The sequence below is a fragment of the Streptomyces sp. KMM 9044 genome, assembly GCF_024701375.2.
Lineage (GTDB): Bacteria > Actinomycetota > Actinomycetes > Streptomycetales > Streptomycetaceae > Streptomyces.
Genome location: NZ_CP113910.1, coordinates 5,758,494 through 5,780,176 on the forward strand (window position 1 = coordinate 5,758,494; position 21,683 = coordinate 5,780,176).

Consider the following 21,683-nt stretch of genomic DNA (forward strand, 5'->3'; position numbering starts at 1 on the left):
GCTTATCGTGGACACCACGTCCCCCGCCCGGTCACCGTCGCCCGCGAGCCCGCCCCCGCCCTCGACGTGACGACTGGAGCCCCGTGTCCCGTACCGCGCCCGCCGTACCCCCGTGGCTCGCCCATGCCCTGCGGGCCCAGCGCGGACCGGTTCCGTGGAGCGCGGTCACGCGTGGGGCGCTGTCGGCCGGGCCGGTGCTGCTCGTCGCGGTGCTCGCCGGGCAGCCCACCGCCGGAGTCGCCGCCGCCATCGGCGCCATGCTCGCCGGGGTCAACGACCGGCCCGGGAGCCGGCGGGCCTCGGTCGGACGGATCGGGGTGCCCGCGCTCGCGGGGGCGGCCGGGCTGGCCGTGGGGACGTATGCGGGAGACCACACCCCGGCCGTCCTGCTGACGCTGCTGATGGCCGGGCTCGGCCTGGTCGCCGGCGGGATCAGCGCCCTCGGGCCGGTCGGTTCCGCCGTCGGCACGCAGTTGCTCGTCGGTGCCGCGGTCGGCGCCGGGATGCCGTTGCCGGAGAGCGGCTGGGAGCGGGCGCTCGCCTACCTCGCCGGGGCCTGCTGGCTGCTCCTGCTGAGGCTGGTGCTGCCCACGCCGGGCTCCCTGACGGGGGACTCCCGGTTCGGCTTCCGGTTCGACGGGGAGCGGCACGCCGTGGCCGGCGTGTACGAGGCCGTCGCCGCACTGCTCGAGGCCACCGGCTCGGACACCGCCACCGCGCGGCGGGCCGCCCTCACCGCCGCCCTCGACCAGGCCCAGGACGCGCTCGCCGGGCCCCGGCTGCGGCGGTACGCCAGTTCCGAGGCCGAACGGCGACTGCACGCGCGGTACGCCGCCGCGCTGCCGCTGGCCGAGGCCGCGACCGCGCTGGCCTGGGCCGGGGAGGCCGTACCGGCCCGCGCGTCCGAAGGACCCCGGCGGCTCGCCGTCGCCGTACGCGGCGGCACCTCCACCGGGGCCCTGCCCGCACCGTCCCGGTCCGTCCCCGCGCTGCGCGCCCTCGACGACGCCCTCCTGCGCGCCGCCGTGGCCTTCGACCGGGCCGAGGGCGGTGACCTGCACACGCGCCGGCGGTCCCGCGCGGCCCTCACCCGTACCGCCCTCGGCGCCCGGGGACGGGAGTACGGCATGCGGGTCGCCCTCTGTTTCGGCGTGAGCGTCGCCGTCGCCCAGGCCCTGTACCACTCCGGCTGGTACGGGCAGCACGAGCACTGGTACTGGCTGCCCGCCACCGCCGTCTTCCTCGTCAAGCCCGACCTCGGGCCGCTCGCCTCCCGGGTGCTGAACCGCGCCGCCGGGACCGTGCTCGGGGCGCTCCTCTTCGCCGGGTTCGCCGCCGTGCTGCCCCGCCCGGAAGGGCTCATCGCGCTGGTGGCGGTCAGCGGGGCGCTCATCCCCATCGCCGCCCGGCACTTCGCCGCGCAGACCACCGTCGTCACCGTGCTCGTGCTCGCCCTGGTGATGGTGGGCGGTGAACCGGAGGCCTCCGCCGCGCGGATCGGCGAGACGCTGCTGGCCTGCGCCATCGTGCTCGTCGTCGGCCATCTCCCGATGCCGGGACAGCGCGGCCACGGCATCCGGGCCCGGCTCACCGAAGCGGACGGCGCCGCCCACGCCTACCTCGCCCACGTCCTCGACACGTCCGACGACCGTGCCGCCCGCTGGGTCCTGCGCCGCGAGGCCTACCGCACCCTCGCCGAGGCCCGCAGCGCCATCGCCCTGGCCTCCGCCGAGCTGCCCGCGCTCGCCCGGCACTCCCGCGGCACGGACGAGTTCGCTGCCCTCCTCGAGGAGCTCGTCGACACCACCACCGCCTGTGCCGTCCACCTCGACGACACGGGCCGGCTCGACCCCCGTCACACCGGGCGGCTCGCCGAACTCCGAAAGGAACTGGCGACGTGCCGCGAGCGGGTGGGTGTCCGGCTGCCGGAGGTGCCCGTCGCGGGGTGAGCCGGGCACCCCCTCGCGCGCGGCGCGAGACGAATACGAAGCGTAGGACTTCACGCGCGGAAAGCGACCGAACGTCCGGAAGATCGGAGAGCCGGCTCGCACCTGACGGTGAACGCGTGTCGAGTACGTCTCAGTACGGTCTCCGAGCGAGGCGTTCACCCCGTCGTTGGCGTTTGATTCCACGAGTACAACGCTGGACGAGAGGCTGCCGGTGAACGGGCGAACGGTGCTTGAACGCTTTCCCGCGGGTGGACCGCGCGGGTCCTGGCCCGCGGAGGAGTTCGCGCGGGCACGACGTATGGAGGGCCTGCCCGCCGAGGTGGTCATGGACCTCGCGACCGACATGTTCCTGGTGATCGTCCGCGGCGGCGACGGCAGCGCCGACGCGGTCGCGTGAGGCTCGGGAGCCCTATGCGGTGACCGGGCGGGACCAGCTCGGGGTCGTGTCCGTCAGACGGCACACCGCCAGGTAGAGCGGTATCGGCGGAGTGTACGGAAGCGTCCCGTCCGGGCGGTGGATCAGACCGGGGGAGGCCGGGGCGTCCGGTACGACGGCCCCCGTGTCGTACCGCGCGGGGGCGGGCCACTCCAGGGCGTAGTCCGAATCGGACGGAACCAGCCACCACCAGTGCGCCTCATCGGCGTACACACACCCCACCCGTGGCAGCCGGGGCATGACCAGCGGTCCGAAACGGGCCGGCACAGCCACCGCGTCGCAGCCCATCGGTGCCGTCATCCCGTCGGGGACGGGCAGGCGCCGGAGCGGTGCGGGCGGGGTGAACAGCCCGCGCTGAAGGCGGACCAGCGTGTTCAGGCTCAGGGCCCGAGAGCCCGTCACACCCACCCCCCGTCCCGGCGGTACTGGCGCGGGGCCATGTGCTGACGAGGAGATGTCTGCGGGGCCGTCGGAGCCGCTTTGGAGCGGTGCCGCTGCTCGGGCTCCTCGGCGTCGCCCTGGCCGTCGGCCGGGCCCGGCTTGGGGCGCTCGCCCCAGCCGAGGTCGTTCTGCGGCCCGTCGGGCGGGCGCGGTGTGTCGGCCTTGCGGGGCAGCTCGGCCCAGACCAGCAGGCCGGGACCGTGCTCGTGGGCGCCCCAGGCGTGACACATGGCGTCGACGAGAAGCAGTCCCCTCCCGTGCTCCTCCTCCGGCTGCTGCCGGGTGTTCGCACGGGGCTGGCCGGGCGCACAGCCTTCGTCGCGCACGGCTATGCGCACCAGTTCGTCGCCGTCGTGCAGCTCGCAGACTATGTGGCTGCTCGCCGTGTGCACGATGGCGTTGGTGACGAGTTCGGAGACGACCAGAGCCGCTGTGTCGCAGGTGTCCTCGCACACCGACCAGCCGGTCAGCCGGGCCCTCGTCAGGCGTCTGGCCTGTGCGGGAGAACCCGGATGGGCGGCCAGTTCGAAGCGGAACCGGCGCTGGACAACAGTCCCCGCGGGGTCGGCGGCTCCCTGGGCGGGGCCGGGACCGAAGGGGCGCGCAGCGGCGTCTGTTCCTAAGGGCACGGACGGAATCACGCTTGCCACTATCGCCCCGCCGTGCACACTTGGCAAGTGCCACTCTGAAAAATCCAGAGTGCTGCGTGACGGTCTGGACGGTCGTGGCACACTGCTCGCAACAGCACCCTGCGCGGCGCCAGTTGAGGTCGTCGAAGAAGTGTTCGAGTGAATGGGCTTGAGCAAACCTTCGAACGGTTCTCGGATTGGCGCCGCAGAGCTGTGGGGGGCTCTCGCGGCTGCAGGCGTCAGCGATGCCAGGAACGTCAGGAATCCTTTTCGGGGAGGTGGAGCGTGAGCGAACCGCGGTCCGCGCCGACGGTCGGCCAGGTCGTCCTCGGCCGGCGACTGCTGGATCTGCGGGAAAGTGCCGGCCTCAAGCGCGAGGAGGCCGCACGCGTCCTGCGCGTCGCCCCCGCCACGGTCCGGCGCATGGAGATGGCCGAGGTCGCGCTCAAGATCCCGTACCTCCAGCTCCTGCTGAAGGCCTACGGGGTCTCCGACGAGGAGGCCGACGCCTTCGTGCAGCTGGCGGAGGACGCCAACCGGCCCGGCTGGTGGCAGCGCTTCCACGAGATCCTGCCCGGCTGGTTCTCGATGTACGTGAGCCTGGAGGGCGCGGCTACGCTCATCCGCAGCTACGAGCCCCACTTCGTCCCCGGACTGCTGCAGACCGAGGACTACGCACGTGGCGTGCTGCGCTCGGGTGCCATCGGGCAGACCAGGCCCGAGGACATCGAGGGTCACGTCGCCCTGCGCATGCAACGGCAGGATCTGCTCACCCGTGACGACGCACCCCGGCTGTGGGTCGTGATGGACGAGACGGCGCTGCGCCGCCCGGTCGGCGGCCCGGAGGTGATGCGTGCCCAGATCGACAGACTGATCGAGGCCACGAAGCTGCCCAATGTCACGCTCCAGGTCGCCCCGTTCGCCAGCGGGCCGCACCCCGGCACGTGCGGGCCGTTCGTGCTGTTCCGATTCGCCATGCCCGAACTGCCGGACATGGTCTACAGCGAGTACCTGACGGGCTCCGTCTACCTGGACGCGCGCTCCGAGGTGGCGACCCACCTCGAGGTCATGGACCGCATGGCGGCGCAGGCCGCTACAGCACATCGCACGAAGGTGATCCTCAGGGATCTCCGCAAGGAGCTGTGAATGAAACGCATCAAACCCCTGTCCTCGTCCCCGCTGCCGGTGCCCCCGCAGCGGGTCCGCACCGAGATGATCTACAACGGCATGCCCGCGCGGGAGCTGGGCAGCGAGGGCTGGCACAAGCCGTGGAGCGGTGGCAACGGCGGCAACTGCCTGGAGGCGATGAAGCTCGACGACGGTCGGATCGCCGTACGGCAGTCCACCGACCCGGACGGTCCTGCGCTCATCTACACCTCGGCCGAGATGACGGCCTTCATCGAAGGAGCCAAAGCCGGAGAGGCGGATTTCCTGCTGTCCTGAACTTCGTTGACCGTTCTACCGTTGCTTCCCAGCGTTCCCCGACGTTGCTTGCCCCCGTCCCTTGCCCCGTCCCCGTCCCCGTCCCCGTCCCCTTCTTCCCCACTCCGCTCACCACACTGGCTCGGCACTGAAATTGATCACTAACAGTTGCAGACACTTACGGAGTTCGTCATGACCGGGCAGCAGCACCCCGTCGAGATCGACACGAGCAAGCCGCACACCGCGCGGATGTACGACTGGTACCTCGGAGGCAAGGACAACTACCCCGTCGACGAGGCCATGGGCCGGCAAATGCTCGCCCTCGACCCGAGGGTGCCCGTGATGGCGCGGGTGAACCGCGCCTTCATGCAGCGCGCCACGCGCTGGCTCACCGGCCAGGGTGTACGCCAGTTCCTCGACATCGGCACCGGCATCCCCACCGAGCCCAACCTCCACCAGATCGCCCAGGGCATCGCACCTGACGTGCGCGTCGTCTACTGCGACAACGACCCGATCGTGCTGGCCCACGCCGGCGCGCTGCTGCGCGGCACCGACGAGGGGGTGACCGAGTACCTCCAGGGCGATGTGCGTGAGCCGGAGAGTATCCTGGAGGGCGCGCGGAAGATCCTCGACTTCGACCGGCCGGTCGCGGTCTCCCTCATCGCGCTGCTGCACTTCATCTCCGACGAGGACGGCGCCCACGAGCTGGTCGGCCGGCTGCTCGCCGATCTGCCCTCCGGCAGCTACCTCGTGATCTCCCATGCGACGTCCGACTTCACTCCCGAGGAATCCAGGGCGGCCACCGAGAAGCTCAAGGCCGCGGGTGTCAACCTGGCCCTGCGCTCCCGCGAGGAGTTCACCCGCCTCTTCGACGGCCTCGAACTGGTCGATCCCGGCATCCAGGTGCCCCAGTTGTGGCACCCCGAACTGGGCGAGCCCGTTCCCGGTCAGGACGACGGGGTGATCCCGGGGTACGGGGCGGTCGGGCGCAAGGCGTAGGTCCGGGCGGGGCGAGGGCACCGAGGGTGAGGGGTGGGCGTTCCCCGTCGGTGTGCGTCACGCCGTCATCGGACGGTCGTACGGGCCGATGGGGGACGGGAGCCGGGTGGTGCCGTCGGTCAGGTGACGGTCGACGGCCGCCGCCACCGCCCGGCCCTCGGCGATCGCCCACACGATCAGCGACTGGCCGCGGGCGGCGTCCCCGGCCGCGAACACGCCCGGCACGTTCGTGGCGAAGCCGGCGTCGCGCGCGATCGTGCCGCGCGGCTCCAGCTCCAGACCGAGCCCGGCGACGAGCCCGTCCGCCCGGTCGGGGCCGAAGAAGCCGAGCGCGAGGAGGACGAGGCCGGCGGGCAGCACCCGCTCGGTGCCCGGCAGAGGGCGGCGCTGTGCGTCCACCCCGGCCAGGTGCAACGCCCGCACCCGCCCGTCCGCGTCGCCGGTGAGACGCAGCGTGGACGCCGCGAACAGCCGTGCGTCCGAGTCCTCGGCCGCCTCCGGCGCCGTCCGCAGTGCACCGGCCTCCTCGTGCGAGGCGGACAGCCGGTACAGCTTCGGGTACGTCGGCCAGGGCTCGGTGGCCTCGTCGCGCTCGCCGCCCGGGCGGCCGTAGATGTCCAGCTGCGTCACGGACGTGGCCCCCTCCCGCACGGCCGTGCCCAGACAGTCGGAGCCCGTGTCACCGCCCCCGACGATGACGACGTCCCTGCCCAGGGCGGACAGCGGGGAGGCCTCCAGGTCCCCCTCGCACACCCGGTTGGCGAGCGGCAGATATTCCATGGCCTGGTGAACACCGGTCAGTTCCCTTCCCGGGAGGTCCAGTTCGCGCCACGCGGTCGCCCCGGTGGCGATCACCACGGCGTCGTAACGCGCCCGCAGCCCGGCGGCGTCGACATCGCGCCCGACCGTCGTGGACGTACGGAACTTCGTGCCCTCGGCCCGCATCTGCCCGATGCGTCGCTCCAGATGACGTTTCTCCATCTTGAACTCGGGGATGCCGTACCGCATCAGCCCGCCGATCCGGTCGTCCCGCTCGTACACGGCGACCGTGTGGCCCGCCCGGGTCAGCTGCTGGGCCGCGGCCAGTCCGGTGGGGCCCGAACCGATCACGGCGACCGTCCGGCCGGAGAGCCGGTCCGGCGGAACCGGCCCGGCGAAGCCCTCCTCCCAGGCCCGGTCGGCTATGGCGCACTCGACGTTCTTGATGGTCACGGCGGGCTGGTTGATGGCGAGCACACATCCCGCCTCGCAGGGCGCCGGGCACAGTCTGCCGGTGAACTCGGGGAAGTTGTTGGTCGCGTGCAGCCGCTCCGCCGCGGCCCACCAGTCGTCGCGCGCGACCAGGTCGTTCCAGTCGGGGATCAGATTGCCCAGCGGGCAGGCGTCGTGGCAGAAGGGGACACCGCAGTCCATGCAGCGGTCGGCCTGCGCACCGACGATGGGCAGCAGCGCGCCGGGGACGTGGACCTCGTTCCAGTCCCGGACCCGTTCCCCGACGGGCCTGCGCGGCCAGTCCTGGCGCGGCGTGGTCAGGAACCCCTTGGGATCGGCCATGGCAGCCGTCTTCCTTGTATGCGCGTTCTTTCCTGCGTGCACGAGCGGCCGCGCCGTTCACGGTCGGACGGCACGCACTCCTGCGGGCCGGGGGTGGCTTTCTCCCCGGTGTCTCTCGTCTCTCCGGACCGGCGCTCCGGATGTGGTGCTGCGGGCCGGGCGCTCTCCGGAGCCCGGCATTCTCCTCCACGATACGACTGCTCGTGCCCGCGTGCAGGCCGCCCACGGCGCTTTCCGCGACGTCCGGGTCGTCAGGTGAGACACCGTCAGCACGAAGTGCGGTCCGTCCGTCACGTCGCCAGCTCCCACCCGTCCCCGACCGGGAACCCTCCCGGCGGCCACCGTCACCACCAGTGAAGCCGGACCCGGGCGCGGTACCCATGGCCGAGCGTCGCGGGGCCACACGCGGGCGTCCAGCAGGCCGGCGCATCATGGCGGTGTGCGATTCGAAGCGATCACCTGGGACCGGCTCGGCGACCTCCTCGCCGGGCGTGTGGCGAGGCTGAAGACGTCCGACGGCGGCCCCTGGCCGCGTGTCGCCTTCGACGGTGCCCCGGCCGCCGGTCCCGAAGGCCTCGCCGGACGGGTCGCAGACGCCCTGCGCGTCCGCGGACGCGCATCCGTCGTCGTGAGCGCCGAGGGTTTCCTGCGCCCCGCCTCGGTCCGGCTGGAGTACGGTCACCAGGACGTGGAGTCGTACTACGCCGGCTGGTACGACACCGGTGCCCTCCGGCGCGAGGTGTTCGGGCCTCTCGAACCCGGCGGGAACGGACGGGTCCTGCCCGACCTGTGGGACCCGGTCACCGACCGCGCCACCCGCAGCCCCTACGTCCCGCTCCCGCCCGGCGGCGTACTGCTGCTGCACGGCCCGCTCCTCCTGCGGCACCGGTTCCCCTTCGACCTGAGCGTCCACGTCTCGCTCTCCCCGGGCGCCCTGCGCCGCCGCACCCCCGAGGACGGGCACTGGACCCTGCCCGCCTTCGAACGCTACGAGCGGGAGACCGACCCGGCCTGCACCGCCGACGTCCTGGTACGCGCCGACGACCCCCGCCATCCGGCGTGGCACGGCTGAGCCGTACGGGCGAAGGTGCGGGGCCCCGGCCACACGACGACAATGAAGGGCGCCGGTACTCGCGGTGCGCCCCGCGCCGCGCCGGCCGTCCGGCACCGGGAGGTACCTCATGACCACCGCCGGAGACATCATGCACCGCGGCGCCCAGTGGATCCCCGCCCACGAGACGGTCGACCGCGCCGCTCAGCTGATGCGAGACCTGAACGTCGGCGCGCTGCCCATCAGCGACGAGAACGAGCGCCTGTGCGGCATCCTCACCGACCGCGACATCGTCGTCGGCTGCGTGGCCATGGGCCACGATCCGGCCAGGGTCACAGCGGGGGAGATGGCCAAGGGCACACCGCGCTGGATCGGGGCGGACGCCGACGTCGACGAGGTCCTCCGAGAGATGCAGACACACCGCATCCGCCGGCTCCCCGTCATCGAGGACAAGCGTCTGGTCGGCATGATCAGCGAGGCCGATCTCGCCCAGCACCTGACGGACGGCCAGATCGCCACCTGGGCGGAGCACGTCTACGCCAGGACCCCGTCCGGCTGAACGCGCACCGTTGCACCGAGCCGTGCGGCGGTGGGTGTCGGAGCCGACGGCTGCGCCGGAAGAACCGGTACGGCAGCGGACACGCGACGGGTACGACGCCGATGACCGTGCCGTAGCCGTACCGCCGGCCTAGCTGCAGGACATCGGCCGCCACCTCGCCGCCGTCGCCGCGGCACCTGGATCTGGCGACGACCCTTGTGGTCTCGGCCTGGAGACGTATGGCCCGACCCTGCCCGGGGACGCGGGACGCAAGCCCGAGACCACGGTCCGTCGGAGGTCGGAGGTCGGAGGTCGGAGGTCGGAGGTCGGACGAGGCCGTCAGGCCGGTCGCGGCGGGCGGCCTCCCTCCTGACGCACGGCCAGCGCACCCGCCCTGCACCCCTCGGCCGCCGCATGCTCCGGGTCGGCGCCCGCCATGAGGGCGGTGAGGAACGCGCCCGTGAAGGCGTCGCCGGCGCCCGTGCTGTCCCGGGGTGTCGCCGCTACGGCGGGAACGCGGACGCACACTTGGCCGGCCCGGGCCAGCAGCGCACCCTCGGCTCCTTGTTTGGACACGACCAGCGGAACCCGCCGGCTCAGCCGCGCCGCCGCGTCCGCAGCCCCGGACAACCCCGTGAGCAGGTACGCCTCGTCCCGGCTGGGCAGCAGGATGTCCACACCCTCGACGAGGGACAGGAACCGGTCGGCGCCCAGCTGCGCGAGGAAACCGGCCGACGCCGGATCCACGCTCACCGGCACTCCACGTGCGCGTGCCGCCGTCAGAGCCTCTGCCACGAGCGCCCGGCCCGGTTCGCCGAACAGCAGATAGCCCGACAGGTGCAGACGGGCCACCCCGTCCAGCAGCGCGTCCGACCAGTCAGCGGGTCCGAGCCGCAGCGAGGCGCCACTGTCGGTGAGGAAGGTCCGCTCGGCCGCCGCGCCCTCGTCGACCAGACAGATCACGCTCCCGGTGGGCGCCTGTGGATCGACCACCAGCAGGGGACGCACCCCGCAGGCGGCCAGTTCCCGGGTGTGCCACGCCGCCGCGTCCTCGCCCACCCGTCCGAGCAGCCGCACCTCCGCGTCGCCCCAGCACGCAGCCCAGCAGGCCACATTGGCTCCCGCGCCGCCGGGCACCGTCCGGATCGCCGCCACGGTGTCCGTACCCGGGGCGAGCGGCCCCCGGTGCCGGGCGACCACATCGGTGATGACGTCACCGATGACCAGCAGCGCGCCGGACCGGGCACGGGCACCCGCGCCGGAGCGTGCGCCGGCCGTCTCCGTCGCACGCTCCGCCCCGACGGCGTCGCCGCCCCCGTCACCCGGGATTACCGCCGTCACGCCTCCTCACGCCCCGGTCCAGGCCGTCGCGATGCGGGCCGCCAGCCGTACGTTGCCCCGGACCGCCGCCAGGTTGGCGGCGAGGGACGCACCGTCGGTGTGCCGTACCAGGTGGTCGAGCAGGAACGGAGTGACCGCCTGACCGGTGACGCACTCCTCCTCGCACGCGCGCAGCGCCTCGTCGAGCACCCGCGCGTGCAGCCCGGGGTCCAACTGCTCGTCCTCAGGCACGGGATGGGCCACGATCAGCGCCGACTCGGCTCCGCCCAGGGCGTCCTGCGCCCGCATCACCTCCGCCACCTGCTCCGGCGCGTCCAGCCGCCAGTCCACGGGGTGCCCGGAGTCCGACAGATAGAAGCCGGGGAAGCGGTCCGTGCCGTACCCGGCGACCGCGACCCCCAGGGTCTCCAGCCGCTGCAGCGTCGCAGGTACGTCCAGGATCGACTTCACGCCCGCGCACACCACGGTGATTCTGGTCCGCGCCAGCAGTCCGAGGTCGGCCGACTCGTCCTGGGTCACCGTCCACTCACGGTGCACGCCACCGAGCCCGCCGGTCGCGAACACCCGTACGCCCGCGAGCGCGGCCAGCAGGGCGGTGGCCGACACCGTGGTGGCACCGCTCGCCCCGGACGCCACCGCGAGCGGCAGGTCGCGATGGCCGAGCTTGCGGATGCCGTCCTCATGGGCGATCCGCTCCAGCTGCTCCTCGTCCAGGCCGACCCGGGGCTGCCCGTCCAGCACGGCGACCGTGGCGGGCACGGCGCCCTCCCGCCGCACCACCGCCTCCAGCTCCCTCGCCACCCGGAGACTGCGCGGCCGGGGCAGCCCGTGCGCGATGATCGTGGACTCCAGGGCCACCACCGGTCGGCGGGCGGCGATCGCCTCCCGTACCTCTTCGGACACCGTAGGGCTCACGCGCCGTCTCCCGTCTGTCGCTCCTCCCTCATCCCTGGCGGGTCGGGCAGCCGGTCAAACACCTTGCGGGCCACCACGGATCTCGCGGAGCCTGGGACCCATGACGCAGAAACCCATGACGCAGAAACCCACGACCGGGAACACGGCACGTCTCGACCACGTCGTCCTCTGGGTGCGCGATCCGATCGAGGCCGCCGGATTCTACGAGAAGGCGGTCGGCCTGGAAACGGTCAGGCTCGCCGACTTCTCCGTGGGGGAGGCGCCCTTCCCCTCGGTACGGGTCAACGAGGAGACCATTCTCGACCTCATGCCGCTCGCCATGGCGGAACGCATGACGATGCTGCCCGGCGCCGCCGAAGCCTCCGGCCACCCCGTCAACCACGTCTGCCTGTCCCTGCCCGCGGACGACTTCGACGCCCTCCGCAGCCGCCTCGAGGAACAGTCCGTACCCATGACGGAGCTCTCGCACGGCTCCTTCGGCGCACGCGGACCAGCCAGGCGCAGTTTCTACTTCCGCGACCCCGACGGAAACGTGTTCGAAGCGCGGCACTACGGCTGACCCGCGCGACCGGGCCCGGTGGTCAGAACAAGGGGTCCGGCAGCACGCCCTCCAGGGCGAGCAGCCGGCGTTTGGCCTCCAGCCCGCCCCCGAAGCCGCCGATGCCGCCGTCGCTCTCCACGACCCGGTGACAGGGCACGACCACGGGCAGGGGATTCGCGCCCATCGCCGCGCCGACGGCCTGGGCGCCTTCCGGCCGGCCGACCCGCCCGGCCAGATCGCCGTACCCCACGACCGTGCCGTACGGCACGCCGGCGGCCAGCTCGCGCAGGACCTCCCGGCTGAAGCCGGAGATCAGCGACCAGTCCAGGGGCAGGTCGAAAGCGCGCCGCTCACCCGCGAAGTACGCCTCGACCTGGTGTATCGCCTCGGTGAGCAGCGGGGAACCGGGATCCTCGGCGGGCTTGCTGCCGAGCCGGGACGCCAGCCGCTCCAGCGCGCTGTCGCGGACCTCGTCCGTGGCGTGGAACACGACGCTGACCAGGCCCTCACGGGTCGCGGCCAGCAGCAGAGGACCGATGCCGGTGCCGACGACGGCCCACACGACCCGCTGTTCGTACTGCCCATGGCTGTCCATGCGCCCTACCGTACGACCCGCCACCGACAACCCTCCGAAGGGGAGCAGAGATCAGCCGCCCACCGCGTTCCGCACCACGTCGGGCTTGTTGGTGATGATCCCGTCGACACCGAACCCGGCGGCCCGCCGGGCCGCGGTCGCCTCGTCCACCGTCCAGGTGAGGACCTCCAGAGGCTTGCCGTGCGGTCCCTCGAAGCCCTGGACGGCGGCGACGTAGCCGACGGACAGGGAGGTGTGCGAGGGGTTGATCTGGTCGGCGAAGTCCGCGTACGCGGGCAGGTCCTTCACGGGAGGCGCACCGAGGAAGCCGGTCCTCACCCCGGGTTTCAGCTCGTGCACGGTCCGCACGCTGTCCGCGCTGAAGCTCTGCACGACCAGCCGGGTCTCCAGATGCGCGCGGTCGAGCCACCCCTCGTTGCTCAGGGTTTTCAGGGTCTCGCTCTCGATGCCGGGGTACAGCCGGGGGTTCTTGATCTCCAGGAGCAGCTTCTGGCCGTGTCGCTCGACCCTTCGGACGAACTGCTCCAGCGTCGGCACGCGCGTGCCCGCGAAGGCGGGACCGAACCAGCTGCCCGCGTCGAGCCGGGCGATCTCCGCCGCGGTGAAGTCCTTCACCTTCCAGGGCGACCGGCCGGGGAAGACCTCCTCGACGTCCGTGGTGCGCGCCAGGCTGTCGTCGTGCAGGACGACGAGTTCGCCGTCCCTGGTGCGCTGGACGTCGTTCTCCACCCAGTCGATGCCGAGCCCGGCAGCCGTGTCGACGGCCGGAAGAGTGTTTTCAGGTGCGTATCCGGAGGCGCCCCGGTGGGCGACGACCAGGGGGAGCGCGCCACTGCCGGCGCCATGTGCGGGGGAGGGGGAAAGCAGGAGGGCGGCGGCTCCCAGGAGCGCGGTGGCCGAGGCGACAACGGTGTGCGTGTGCATGCGTACTCCTCGCGTCGAGCGGTCGGGTCGTCGTCCGGCAGGCGGATCACCGCCGGGCGGGTGGGTGGGTGACGCCAGGGCGGTCGGATCATCGTCCTGCGTCGAGATATCACGGGCAGCTCAACTGTGACAGCAGAGAATCGACGGAGAGTGTGCGCAGAATGACCACAGAGTGAACAGGCTTGCCCAACTGTGCACGCCGGAGCCGCACAAGTGAGGCAAGGGCGTGTTTCTTTGCCCGATAGTCGTTGAACCATTCCGGTGAGGTCATACTCTCTGCGTCAACCCTGACCGTCGGCGCGGTCCTGGGAGGGGGTTCACAACCGGGAATTCCGGGACGCAAAGGGTGGGAAGGGCAGCCGCGCATGCAGAGCACGGTCGACGGATTCAGCTACGGTCTGGTCACACCAGTGGCGGCCTTCCTCATGGCCTGCCTCGGTGGCGCCCTGGGGCTCAGATGCGCCACCCGGCCGCTCGTCATGGCCGGGTCGTGGCGCCCTGGCTGGCTCGCCCTGGGCTCGGCGGCCATCGGATCCGGCATATGGACGATGCACTTCGTCGCGATGATGGGCTTCACGATCGAGAGCACGCCGATCCACTACGACCGCGTGATGACGTTCGCCAGTCTCGCCGTCGCCGTCGTCATGGTGGGTACCGGGATCTTCATCGTCGGCTACCGGGGTGCCACCGGAACGGCCCTGTTCACCGGCGGCACCATCACCGGCCTCGGCATCGCCTCCATGCACTACCTGGGCATGGCCAGCATGAGCCTCGACGGGCGGCTGGAGTACAACACCCTCACCGTCGCCGCGTCCGTCGCCGTCGCCATGGCCGCCGCGACCGCCGCCCTGTGGGCGGCCGCACAGGCCAGGGGTTTCCTGTGGAGCGTGGGCGCGAGCCTTGTCATGGGCCTCGCGGTCACCGGCATGCACTACACCGGCATGGCGGCCCTGGAGATCCACATCCACGGGACGGCAGATCCCACCACGGGAGAATCCGCAGCCGCCCTGCTCGCGCCCATGATGCTCGGGCCGCTCGCCCTCCTGGTCCTGGCCGGCATCGTGGTGATCTTCGACCCGTTGGTGATCATGGGACGGCCCGGCCCCGCACCCGTCGAACACAAGCCCGGCATCCCCGCCCACCCCTGGCACCACTCCTCCTCGACGCACCCGACGCGCCTGCGACTGCGTGCCCGCGGCCCGGTCGAGCACCGCACCCGCACCCCGCAGAAACGCTGACCGGGACCCCTTGTCAGTGGGGGGCCGTACGGTGGGTGGCATGCGGCCCGTTTCCCAGATCGAACGCACGGTGGCGCCCTTCGAGGTCGTCAGCCCCTACCAACCCGGCGGCGACCAGCCGACGGCCATCGCCGATCTCGCCCGGCGTATCGAAGCCGGCGAGAAGGACGCCGTCCTCCTGGGCGCGACCGGCACCGGCAAGTCCGCCACCACCGCGTGGATGATCGAAAAACTCCAGCGCCCCACCCTGGTCATGGCGCCGAACAAGACCCTGGCCGCCCAGCTGGCCAACGAGTTCCGTGAGCTGCTGCCGAACAACGCGGTCGAGTACTTCGTCTCGTACTACGACTACTACCAACCCGAGGCGTACGTCCCGCAGTCGGACACCTACATCGAGAAGGACTCCTCGGTCAACGAGGAGGTCGAGCGGCTGCGCCACTCCGCGACCAACTCGCTGCTCACCCGCCGTGACGTCGTCGTGGTGGCCTCGGTCTCCTGCATCTACGGTCTCGGCACCCCGCAGGAGTACGTGGACCGCATGGTGCCGCTCCGCGTCGGCGAGGAGTTCGACCGGGACGAGTTGCTGCGCCGCTTCGTGGACATCCAGTACACGCGCAACGACCTGGCCTTCACCCGGGGCACCTTCCGCGTCCGCGGCGACACCATCGAGATCTTCCCGGTCTACGAGGAGCTCGCCGTCCGCATCGAGATGTTCGGGGACGAGATCGAGGCGCTCTCCACGCTCCACCCGGTCACCGGTGAGATCATCAGCGACGACCAGCAGCTGTACATCTTCCCGGCCTCCCACTACGTCGCCGGCCCCGAGCGGATGGAGCGGGCCGTGGGCGACATCGAGAAGGAGCTCACCGGCCGCCTCGCCGAGCTGGAGAAGCAGGGCAAGCTCCTGGAGGCCCAGCGTCTGCGGATGCGCACCACCTACGACCTCGAGATGCTCCGCCAGATCGGCAGCTGCTCCGGCGTCGAGAACTACTCGATGCACTTCGACGGCCGCCTGCCCGGTTCCCCGCCGAACACCCTGATGGACTACTTCCCCGACGACTTCCTCCTGGTCATCGACGAGTCCCACGTGACCGTGCCCCAGATCGGAGCCATGTACGAGGGCGACGCCTCCCGCAAGCGCACCCTCGTCGACCACGGCTTCCGTCTCCCCTCCGCCCTGGACAACCGCCCGCTGAAATGGGAGGAGTTCCAGGAGCGCATCGGCCAGGCCGTGTACCTGTCGGCCACCCCCGGCCAGTACGAGCTCTCCCGGTCGGACGGCGTCGTGGAGCAGATCATCCGCCCCACCGGCCTGGTCGACCCCGAGGTCGTCGTCAAGCCCACCGAGGGCCAGATCGACGACCTGGTGCACGAGATCCGCTCGCGCGTCGAGAAGGACGAGCGCGTCCTGGTGACCACGCTCACCAAGAAGATGGCCGAGGACCTCACCGACTACTTCCTCGAACTCGGCATCCAGGTGCGCTACCTCCACAGCGACGTCGACACCCTGCGCCGTGTCGAGCTGCTCCGGGAGCTGCGCAGCGGCGAGTACGACGTCCTCGTCGGCATCAACCTGCTGCGTGAGGGCCTCGACCTGCCCGAGGTGTCCCTGGTGGCGATCCTCGACGCAGACAAGGAGGGCTTCCTGCGCTCGGGCACTTCCCTGATCCAGACCATCGGCCGCGCGGCGCGCAACGTCTCCGGCCAGGTCCACATGTACGCGGACAAGATCACCCCGTCGATGGAGAAGGCCATCGACGAGACCAACCGCCGCAGGGAGAAGCAGGTCGCCTACAACCGGGCGAAGGGCATCGACCCCCAGCCGCTCCGCAAGAAGATCAACGACATCGTCTCCCAGATCGCCCGCGAGGACATCGACACCGAGCAGCTGCTGGGCTCCGGCTACCGACAGGCCAAGAAGGACGGCGGCGGGGCCAAAGCCCCCGTGCCCGCGCTCGGTACCAAGACGGCCAAGGGCGCGAAGGCCAGGGCCAAGGGCGCCGGACCGGTACCCACCGACCGGCCCGCGGCTGAGCTCGCCGAGCAGATCGAGGAGCTCACCGCGCGGATGCGGGCCGCCGCCGCCGACCTGCAGTTCGAGATCGCCGCCCGGCTGCGCGACGAGGTGTCCGAGATGAAGAAGGAGTTGCGGCAGATGCGGGAGGCGGGCCTGTCCTGACGGCGCCGCGTTCCGGCACGGCGTCCGTCCGGCACGGGCTGTGTTGCAAGACCGACACAAAGTGCGGACCGGGGTGCGTCACTGTCAGTTCTCCTGCGTAGGGTTCTGAGCATCCGCGGTTTCGCGGCAACAGGGGAAGTCCGAGAGGGGAATCAGCGCGTGACCGTCAACATGACCAAGGGTCAGGCCATCAGTCTGCAGAAGAACGACGGCGGCAGCCTGACTGCGGTCCGTATGGGTCTCGGCTGGCAGGCGGCCCCCCGCCGCGGCCTGTTCGGCTCGCGTACCCGGGAGATCGACCTGGACGCCTCCGCAGTCCTGTTCGCCGACAAGCAGCCGGTCGACGTCGTCTTCTTCCGCCACCTGGTGAGCGACGACGGCTCCGTGCGCCACACCGGCGACAACCTCGTCGGCGGCGTCGGCCAGGGCGGCGACGACGAGGCCATTCTCGTCGACCTGTCCCGTGTCCCGGTCCACATCGACCAGATCGTCTTCACCGTGAACTCCTTCACGGGCCAGACCTTCCAGGAGGTGCAGAACGCGTTCTGCCGTCTCGTCGACGAGACCAACGGTGAGGAGCTCGCCCGCTACACGCTGGCCGGCGGCGGCTCCTACACGGCCCAGCTGATGGCGAAGGTGCACCGCTCGGGCACGGGCTGGACGATGACGGCCCTCGGCAACCCGGCCAACGGCCGCACCTTCCAGGACCTGATGCCGGCGATCCTGCCGGTGCTCTGAGCGTCCAGAGCGGCCCCCGGACCACCGCAGGCGACGCGGCGGGCAGCGCGTCACCAGCGGTACGTCACGCACGGCAGAACACGAGCGACACACGCGACACAGGGGGAAGAGGGCGATGACGGCTGAGCTGGTGCGGGGACAGAACCACCCGCTCTCCCGGTCCCGTCTCGAGATCCGGGTCTCGGCCGGCACGCCGGTCGTGACCGCGGCCGCGCTCGGCGACGAGAACGGCAGGATCCACGGGATGGAGTGGGTGGCCCACCCGGGCTCGCCCACCCAGCCCGGTCTGGAGGTGTCACGGCAGGCCGCGGCCGACCACCGGCTCGCGGTGGACCTGGACGCCCTGGCCGACGCGGTCCACCGCGTCGGTGTGCTGCTCGCCCTGCCCGCCCCCGCCGGCCAGGGCCCCACCCGCTTCGGCGCCGTCGCCGCACCCTTCGTCGCGGTCACCGGGCTGGACGGCACCGAGGTGGCCAGCTACACCATCACCGGCCTGGAAGCCGAGACGGCCGTCGTCGCCCTGGAGCTCTACCGGCGCCAGGGGGCCTGGAAGGTGCGCGCGGTCGGTCAGGGATACGCAGGCGGCCTGGCCGAGCTTCTCACCGACCAGGCCCTGCCCCAGGCACGGCAGCTCGCGGGCAGCATCGAGGAAGTGGTCGCCCGGGGCCTGGCCCGCTCCGTGCAGGCGCCCCCGCCCCGCCCTTCCGAAGGCGACCGTTCCCGCCGGGCGGCCACTCCGGCCCGCCACCCCGACCAGGCCGGCGGCACCGCACCCCCGGGCGCCCCCGGCCCCGTGCCGCCCGCGTACGGTGGGCAGCCGACCGGGCCGCCGGGCCAGGGGGGACCACAGCCGGCCTGCCCCGGAGGAGCCGCGGATCCGTCCACGACGACCGTCGGCGGCCCCATCGACTACAGCCATCCCCGCCGGCAGAGTACCGCCCCGCCGACCGCGCCCCAGGCCCCGCCGGGACAGCCCGCGCAGCCCGTCGCGGGCGACGCGACCGGCTGGTCCATGGAGGAGCGCCTCTACAACCAGGTCTGGGGCATGTTCGAGGACCTGGCCCGCACCACCGCCGCCTACCGCAGTGCCGTCGATTTCGCCGAGTCCCGCATGGACAAGGAGCTGGAGCAGGTCCTGTCCGACCCGCGCAACCGGATCGGCGGCCAGGGCGACGCGGCGCGCGAGGTGGCCAGAGCCCGGCAGGCCCAGCTCGTCGACCGGGCGAGGGAGGCCCTCGACCGCGACCTCGCCCAGCTCGCCGCCGAGGCCGGGGTCGTCGAACCCGCCCTGCCCGCGGCGTACGCCCGCTGGGACAACCCCGTCTGGTGCGCCTACCGGGTACCGATGGAGATTCCCATGGCGCTGCGCCTGGGCGACCTCCGGCTGCCCGAGGCCGACCGGATCCGCATCCCGATGCTGCTCCGGCTGCCGCTGGAGCGCGGCCTGTGGATCGACAGCGGCCGGACCGAGGCCCTGGACGAGTTGTTCACCGACGCCCACGACATGCGGCGTCTCGCCGTGGAGGCGGCGGTGGCACACGCGGCACGCCTGCTCGCGGTCTATCCGGCGGGCGAATTCACCGTGCACGTCGTCGACCCGGCCGGGGCGGGCACGCAGCCGCTGGTGCCGCTGACGCGCAACGGTGTGCTGGCGGCCCCGCCCGCCCAGGGTGCCGCGGGCGTCACGGATGTCCTGGGCCGGCTCACCCGGCGCGTCGACCTGGTGCAGATGGCGCTGCGTGGCTCAGCGGCCGACTCGCTGCCGCCCGGCTTCGACACCTCCCAGCAGCTGCTGATCGTCAACGACTTCCCGCACGGTTTCGACGACCGTGCCGTGAACCAACTGCGCTACCTCGCCGACGAGGGCCCGTCCTCCGGCGTCCACCTGATGATGGTCGCCGACCGTGAGGAGTCCTCCGGATACGGCCCGCTGCTCGACCCCCTGTGGCGTTCCCTGCTGCGGCTGACCCCGGTGGCCGGCAGTCATCTGGCCGATCCGTGGGTCGGACACGCCTGGACGTACGAGCCTCCGCTCCTGCCGCCGGGCAGCCAGGTTCTCCAGCAGGTGCTCACCCGGGTCGCCGAGGCCCGACGGGCACGGCGGCCCTGACCGGGAACCCGTGACCGTGCGTCCACAACCGCCGCAGTGGTGTCCCACCTCTTGGACCATGTCTCCGTAAGACCGCCTCCCAACTGGGCCCTTGGGGTTTCTTTTACCTCGCTCTTTACCAAACCTTGGTGATGAGGGTAAAGTTTTGCACACGGAGGGGAGTACTCCCCGTCTGTGCGGCGACCCCGTCAATACGGATCAGGCCTGATCCCGGGGCGTCGGCCCATGGGCCCGTCCGGGTGCCGGCAAGCACCAAAGGGCCTGGGTGGAAGAGACCTCCGGCAGCGATGACGCTGACATTTCCCGTGAGACGTATCTGCCGGAGGCGCAGTGGACGTTACCCCGACCCTTTGGGTCCTGACCGTCGTGGGCCTTGTCGCCCTCATCGCGATCGACTTCTTCATCGGGCGCAAGCCGCACGACGTTTCCCTCAAGGAAGCCGGGACCTGGACCGTTGTCTGGATCGTCCTGGCCGTGCTCTTCGGGCTCGGCCTGCTGGTCTTCGGTGGAGGGCAACCCGCAGGTGAGTTCTTCGCCGGCTACATCACCGAAAAATCTCTGAGCGTAGACAACCTGTTCGTCTTCGTCCTGATCATGGCGAAGTTCGCGGTGCCGTCGCAGTACCAGCAGAGGGTGCTCCTGATCGGTGTGGTCATCGCCCTGGTGCTGCGGACGATCTTCATCGCCGCGGGCGCCGCGATCATCGCCAGTTTCTCGTGGGTCTTCTACCTCTTCGGTGCCTTCCTGATCTACACGGCCTGGAAGCTCGTCCAGGAGGCCCGCGCCGACGAGGAGGACGAGGAGTTCGAGGAGAACAAGCTCCTCAAGGCCGCCGAGCGCAGGTTCGGCGTGGCCGACCGGTACCACGGCACCAAGCTGTGGATCGAGCAGAACGGCAAGCGGGTCATGACCCCGATGCTGGTCGTGATGCTCGCCATCGGCACCACGGACGTGCTCTTCGCGCTCGACTCGATCCCCGCGATCTTCGGTCTGACCCAGGACCCGTACATCGTGTTCACCGCGAACGCGTTCGCCCTCATGGGTCTGCGGCAGCTGTACTTCCTCATCGGCGGTCTGCTGCGGAAGCTGGTCCACCTGTCCTACGGCCTGTCGATCATTCTCGGCTTCATCGGCGTGAAGCTTGTCCTGCACGCACTGCACGAGTCCGGGGTGCATGTTCCCGAGATCAGCATCCCGGTGTCGCTGGCTGTGATCTGCGGTGTCCTGGTCGTCACCACGATCACCAGCCTCAGGGCCTCCAAGAAGCAGGCGCTGAAGGGCCAGGCGGAGAAAGGCCGGTCCGAGGGCACCGACAAGGACAGCGTCGACGTCTGACCCGACGTCCTGCCCGTCCGGGGACGGGCAGGGGGTTTCCGGGAGCGGGGTGCGGCAGGCAGTCGCGCCCCGCTCCCGGCATCTGCCTGTCCCCTGCCGGACCAGGAAAGAACAACCCGCGGGGGGACGCGGCCACGCTCACTGCCGTCCGCCCATGACCGTCCCCTCAGCCAGTAGAGGAGATCATGCGCGACCACCACGACCACCACCTCGAAACGACAGGGACGACGCGAGCGATCGGGTCCGCCGGGTGTCGGCGAGACCGGTCGCACGGCCGGACACCCGCACAGGGCGGGAGTCTTCAAGTGGCCGATATGATGATTCATCCCTCGGGGCGCCGAGCGGCCGAACTCCGGGGTCCGTTCAGGTCCGAGGGCTCCGCATGAACACTTCGAGCAGAACACTCGCGGGCCGGTGGACGACCGCGGTACCCGTCCTCGCTGTGGTTCTCCTGGCTCTGACCTGGGGAAGCAAACTGTCCGGCGTGGTCATCGCCGTGACGGTCGTGGCGCTGGCGGCAGCTGTGCTGGCCGCGGTGCACCACGCGGAGGTGGTGGCCCACCGGGTCGGTGAACCGTTCGGGGTGCACCTGGTGATCCTCGCGGCCTATCTCGAACTGGCGATCAACCCGTAGCACCGAACCTGGAAACCGCCTCCGGGCGGGGGCGTGTCCCGCGCAGACCCACGTGCCGACGCACCCCCACCCGGAGGGCTCCGTCGGCACGGCGGTACCGGGGCAACCATCGGC

Annotated in this window: 20 protein-coding genes and 1 pseudogene; 14 read left to right on the plus strand and 7 right to left on the minus strand. The window is 71.5% G+C overall.

The window, feature by feature from the left end; all coding sequences use genetic code 11:
- Window positions 1-83 precede the first annotated feature (83 nt).
- Window positions 84-1,949, plus strand: a complete 1,866-nt coding sequence (locus HUV60_RS25945) for an FUSC family protein (RefSeq protein ID WP_257849620.1) — start codon at window positions 84-86, stop codon at window positions 1,947-1,949.
- A gap of 211 nt (window positions 1,950-2,160) precedes the next feature.
- Window positions 2,161-2,346: a hypothetical protein gene (locus HUV60_RS25950; RefSeq protein ID WP_257849621.1), complete on the plus strand. Its 186-nt coding sequence runs from the start codon at window positions 2,161-2,163 to the stop codon at window positions 2,344-2,346.
- Window positions 2,347-2,358: 12 nt separating this feature from the next.
- Here HUV60_RS25950 and HUV60_RS25955 read toward each other — a convergent pair whose 3' ends face one another.
- Window positions 2,359-2,787, minus strand: a complete 429-nt coding sequence (locus HUV60_RS25955; protein ID WP_443047416.1) for a hypothetical protein — start codon at window positions 2,785-2,787, stop codon at window positions 2,359-2,361.
- Window positions 2,784-3,503, minus strand: coding sequence for an ATP-binding protein (locus HUV60_RS25960; protein WP_257849623.1), 720 nt, complete (start codon window positions 3,501-3,503; stop codon window positions 2,784-2,786). The genes HUV60_RS25955 and HUV60_RS25960 overlap by 4 nt, the downstream gene beginning before the upstream one ends.
- Window positions 3,504-3,740: 237 nt before the next feature.
- On the opposite strand from HUV60_RS25960, the gene HUV60_RS25965 reads away from it, so the two are divergent.
- The 3 genes from HUV60_RS25965 to HUV60_RS25975 all read left to right on the plus strand — a co-directional run bounded on the left by HUV60_RS25965 (window position 3,741) and on the right by HUV60_RS25975 (window position 5,876).
- Complete coding sequence (locus HUV60_RS25965) at window positions 3,741-4,601, plus strand: helix-turn-helix domain-containing protein (protein WP_257849624.1); 861 nt, start codon at window positions 3,741-3,743, stop codon at window positions 4,599-4,601.
- Window positions 4,602-4,898 carry a DUF397 domain-containing protein gene (locus tag HUV60_RS25970; protein WP_443047418.1) on the plus strand — a complete coding sequence of 99 codons (297 nt, stop codon included), beginning with the start codon at window positions 4,602-4,604 and terminating at the stop codon, window positions 4,896-4,898.
- Window positions 4,899-5,069: 171 nt separating this feature from the next.
- Entirely contained in the window at window positions 5,070-5,876 is an 807-nt protein-coding gene (locus HUV60_RS25975) for an SAM-dependent methyltransferase (protein ID WP_257850260.1), read from the plus strand.
- Window positions 5,877-5,933: 57 nt separating this feature from the next.
- On the opposite strand, the gene HUV60_RS25980 is transcribed toward HUV60_RS25975, so the two are convergent.
- Complete coding sequence (locus HUV60_RS25980) at window positions 5,934-7,430, minus strand: glutamate synthase subunit beta (RefSeq protein WP_257849625.1); 1,497 nt, start codon at window positions 7,428-7,430, stop codon at window positions 5,934-5,936.
- Between the two features lie 439 nt (window positions 7,431-7,869).
- Between HUV60_RS25980 and HUV60_RS25985 the strand changes: the two genes are divergently transcribed.
- Both HUV60_RS25985 and HUV60_RS25990 read left to right on the plus strand, forming a co-directional pair.
- A complete protein-coding gene (locus tag HUV60_RS25985; RefSeq protein WP_257849626.1) occupies window positions 7,870-8,502 on the plus strand; it encodes a uridine kinase in 633 nt (210 codons plus the stop codon).
- 109 nt (window positions 8,503-8,611) lie between these two features.
- A complete protein-coding gene (locus tag HUV60_RS25990) occupies window positions 8,612-9,040 on the plus strand; it encodes a CBS domain-containing protein (protein ID WP_257849627.1) in 429 nt (142 codons plus the stop codon).
- A 318-nt stretch (window positions 9,041-9,358) separates the two neighbouring features.
- Here HUV60_RS25990 and HUV60_RS25995 read toward each other — a convergent pair whose 3' ends face one another.
- Together HUV60_RS25995 and HUV60_RS26000 are read right to left on the minus strand one after the other, a co-directional pair.
- A complete protein-coding gene (locus tag HUV60_RS25995; protein WP_257850261.1) occupies window positions 9,359-10,249 on the minus strand; it encodes a carbohydrate kinase family protein in 891 nt (296 codons plus the stop codon).
- A gap of 117 nt (window positions 10,250-10,366) precedes the next feature.
- Window positions 10,367-11,275 carry a pseudouridine-5'-phosphate glycosidase gene (locus tag HUV60_RS26000; RefSeq protein ID WP_257849628.1) on the minus strand — a complete coding sequence of 303 codons (909 nt, stop codon included), beginning with the start codon at window positions 11,273-11,275 and terminating at the stop codon, window positions 10,367-10,369.
- 100 nt (window positions 11,276-11,375) lie between these two features.
- On the opposite strand from HUV60_RS26000, the gene HUV60_RS26005 reads away from it, so the two are divergent.
- Window positions 11,376-11,834: a VOC family protein gene (locus tag HUV60_RS26005; RefSeq protein WP_257849629.1), complete on the plus strand. Its 459-nt coding sequence runs from the start codon at window positions 11,376-11,378 to the stop codon at window positions 11,832-11,834.
- A 22-nt stretch (window positions 11,835-11,856) separates the two neighbouring features.
- Here HUV60_RS26005 and HUV60_RS26010 read toward each other — a convergent pair whose 3' ends face one another.
- Both HUV60_RS26010 and HUV60_RS26015 read right to left on the minus strand, forming a co-directional pair.
- Window positions 11,857-12,411, minus strand: a complete 555-nt coding sequence (locus HUV60_RS26010) for a methylated-DNA--[protein]-cysteine S-methyltransferase (RefSeq protein WP_257849630.1) — start codon at window positions 12,409-12,411, stop codon at window positions 11,857-11,859.
- A 51-nt stretch (window positions 12,412-12,462) separates the two neighbouring features.
- Window positions 12,463-13,335, minus strand: a complete 873-nt coding sequence (locus tag HUV60_RS26015) for a glycerophosphodiester phosphodiesterase (protein ID WP_257849631.1) — start codon at window positions 13,333-13,335, stop codon at window positions 12,463-12,465.
- Between the two features lie 365 nt (window positions 13,336-13,700).
- On the opposite strand from HUV60_RS26015, the gene HUV60_RS26020 reads away from it, so the two are divergent.
- From HUV60_RS26020 to HUV60_RS26045, 6 genes and pseudogenes are all read left to right on the plus strand, one after another.
- Window positions 13,701-14,573, plus strand: a complete 873-nt coding sequence (locus HUV60_RS26020) for an MHYT domain-containing protein (RefSeq protein WP_257849632.1) — start codon at window positions 13,701-13,703, stop codon at window positions 14,571-14,573.
- A 40-nt stretch (window positions 14,574-14,613) separates the two neighbouring features.
- Window positions 14,614-16,752, plus strand: a complete 2,139-nt coding sequence (uvrB, locus tag HUV60_RS26025) for an excinuclease ABC subunit UvrB (protein WP_257849633.1) — start codon at window positions 14,614-14,616, stop codon at window positions 16,750-16,752.
- A gap of 159 nt (window positions 16,753-16,911) precedes the next feature.
- On the plus strand, window positions 16,912-17,490 hold the full coding sequence (locus tag HUV60_RS26030) for a TerD family protein (RefSeq protein ID WP_257849634.1): 579 nt from the start codon (window positions 16,912-16,914) through the stop codon (window positions 17,488-17,490).
- Between the two features lie 115 nt (window positions 17,491-17,605).
- Window positions 17,606-19,600 (plus strand): TerD family protein, encoded by a 1,995-nt coding sequence (locus HUV60_RS26035; RefSeq protein ID WP_257849635.1) that lies wholly within the window; start codon window positions 17,606-17,608, stop codon window positions 19,598-19,600.
- Window positions 19,601-19,930: 330 nt separating this feature from the next.
- Entirely contained in the window at window positions 19,931-20,935 is a 1,005-nt protein-coding gene (locus HUV60_RS26040; RefSeq protein WP_257849636.1) for a TerC family protein, read from the plus strand.
- Window positions 20,936-21,317: 382 nt separating this feature from the next.
- Window positions 21,318-21,560: pseudogene (locus HUV60_RS26045) on the plus strand (ionic transporter y4hA); the annotation flags it as partial.
- Between the last annotated feature and the right edge of the window lie 123 nt (window positions 21,561-21,683).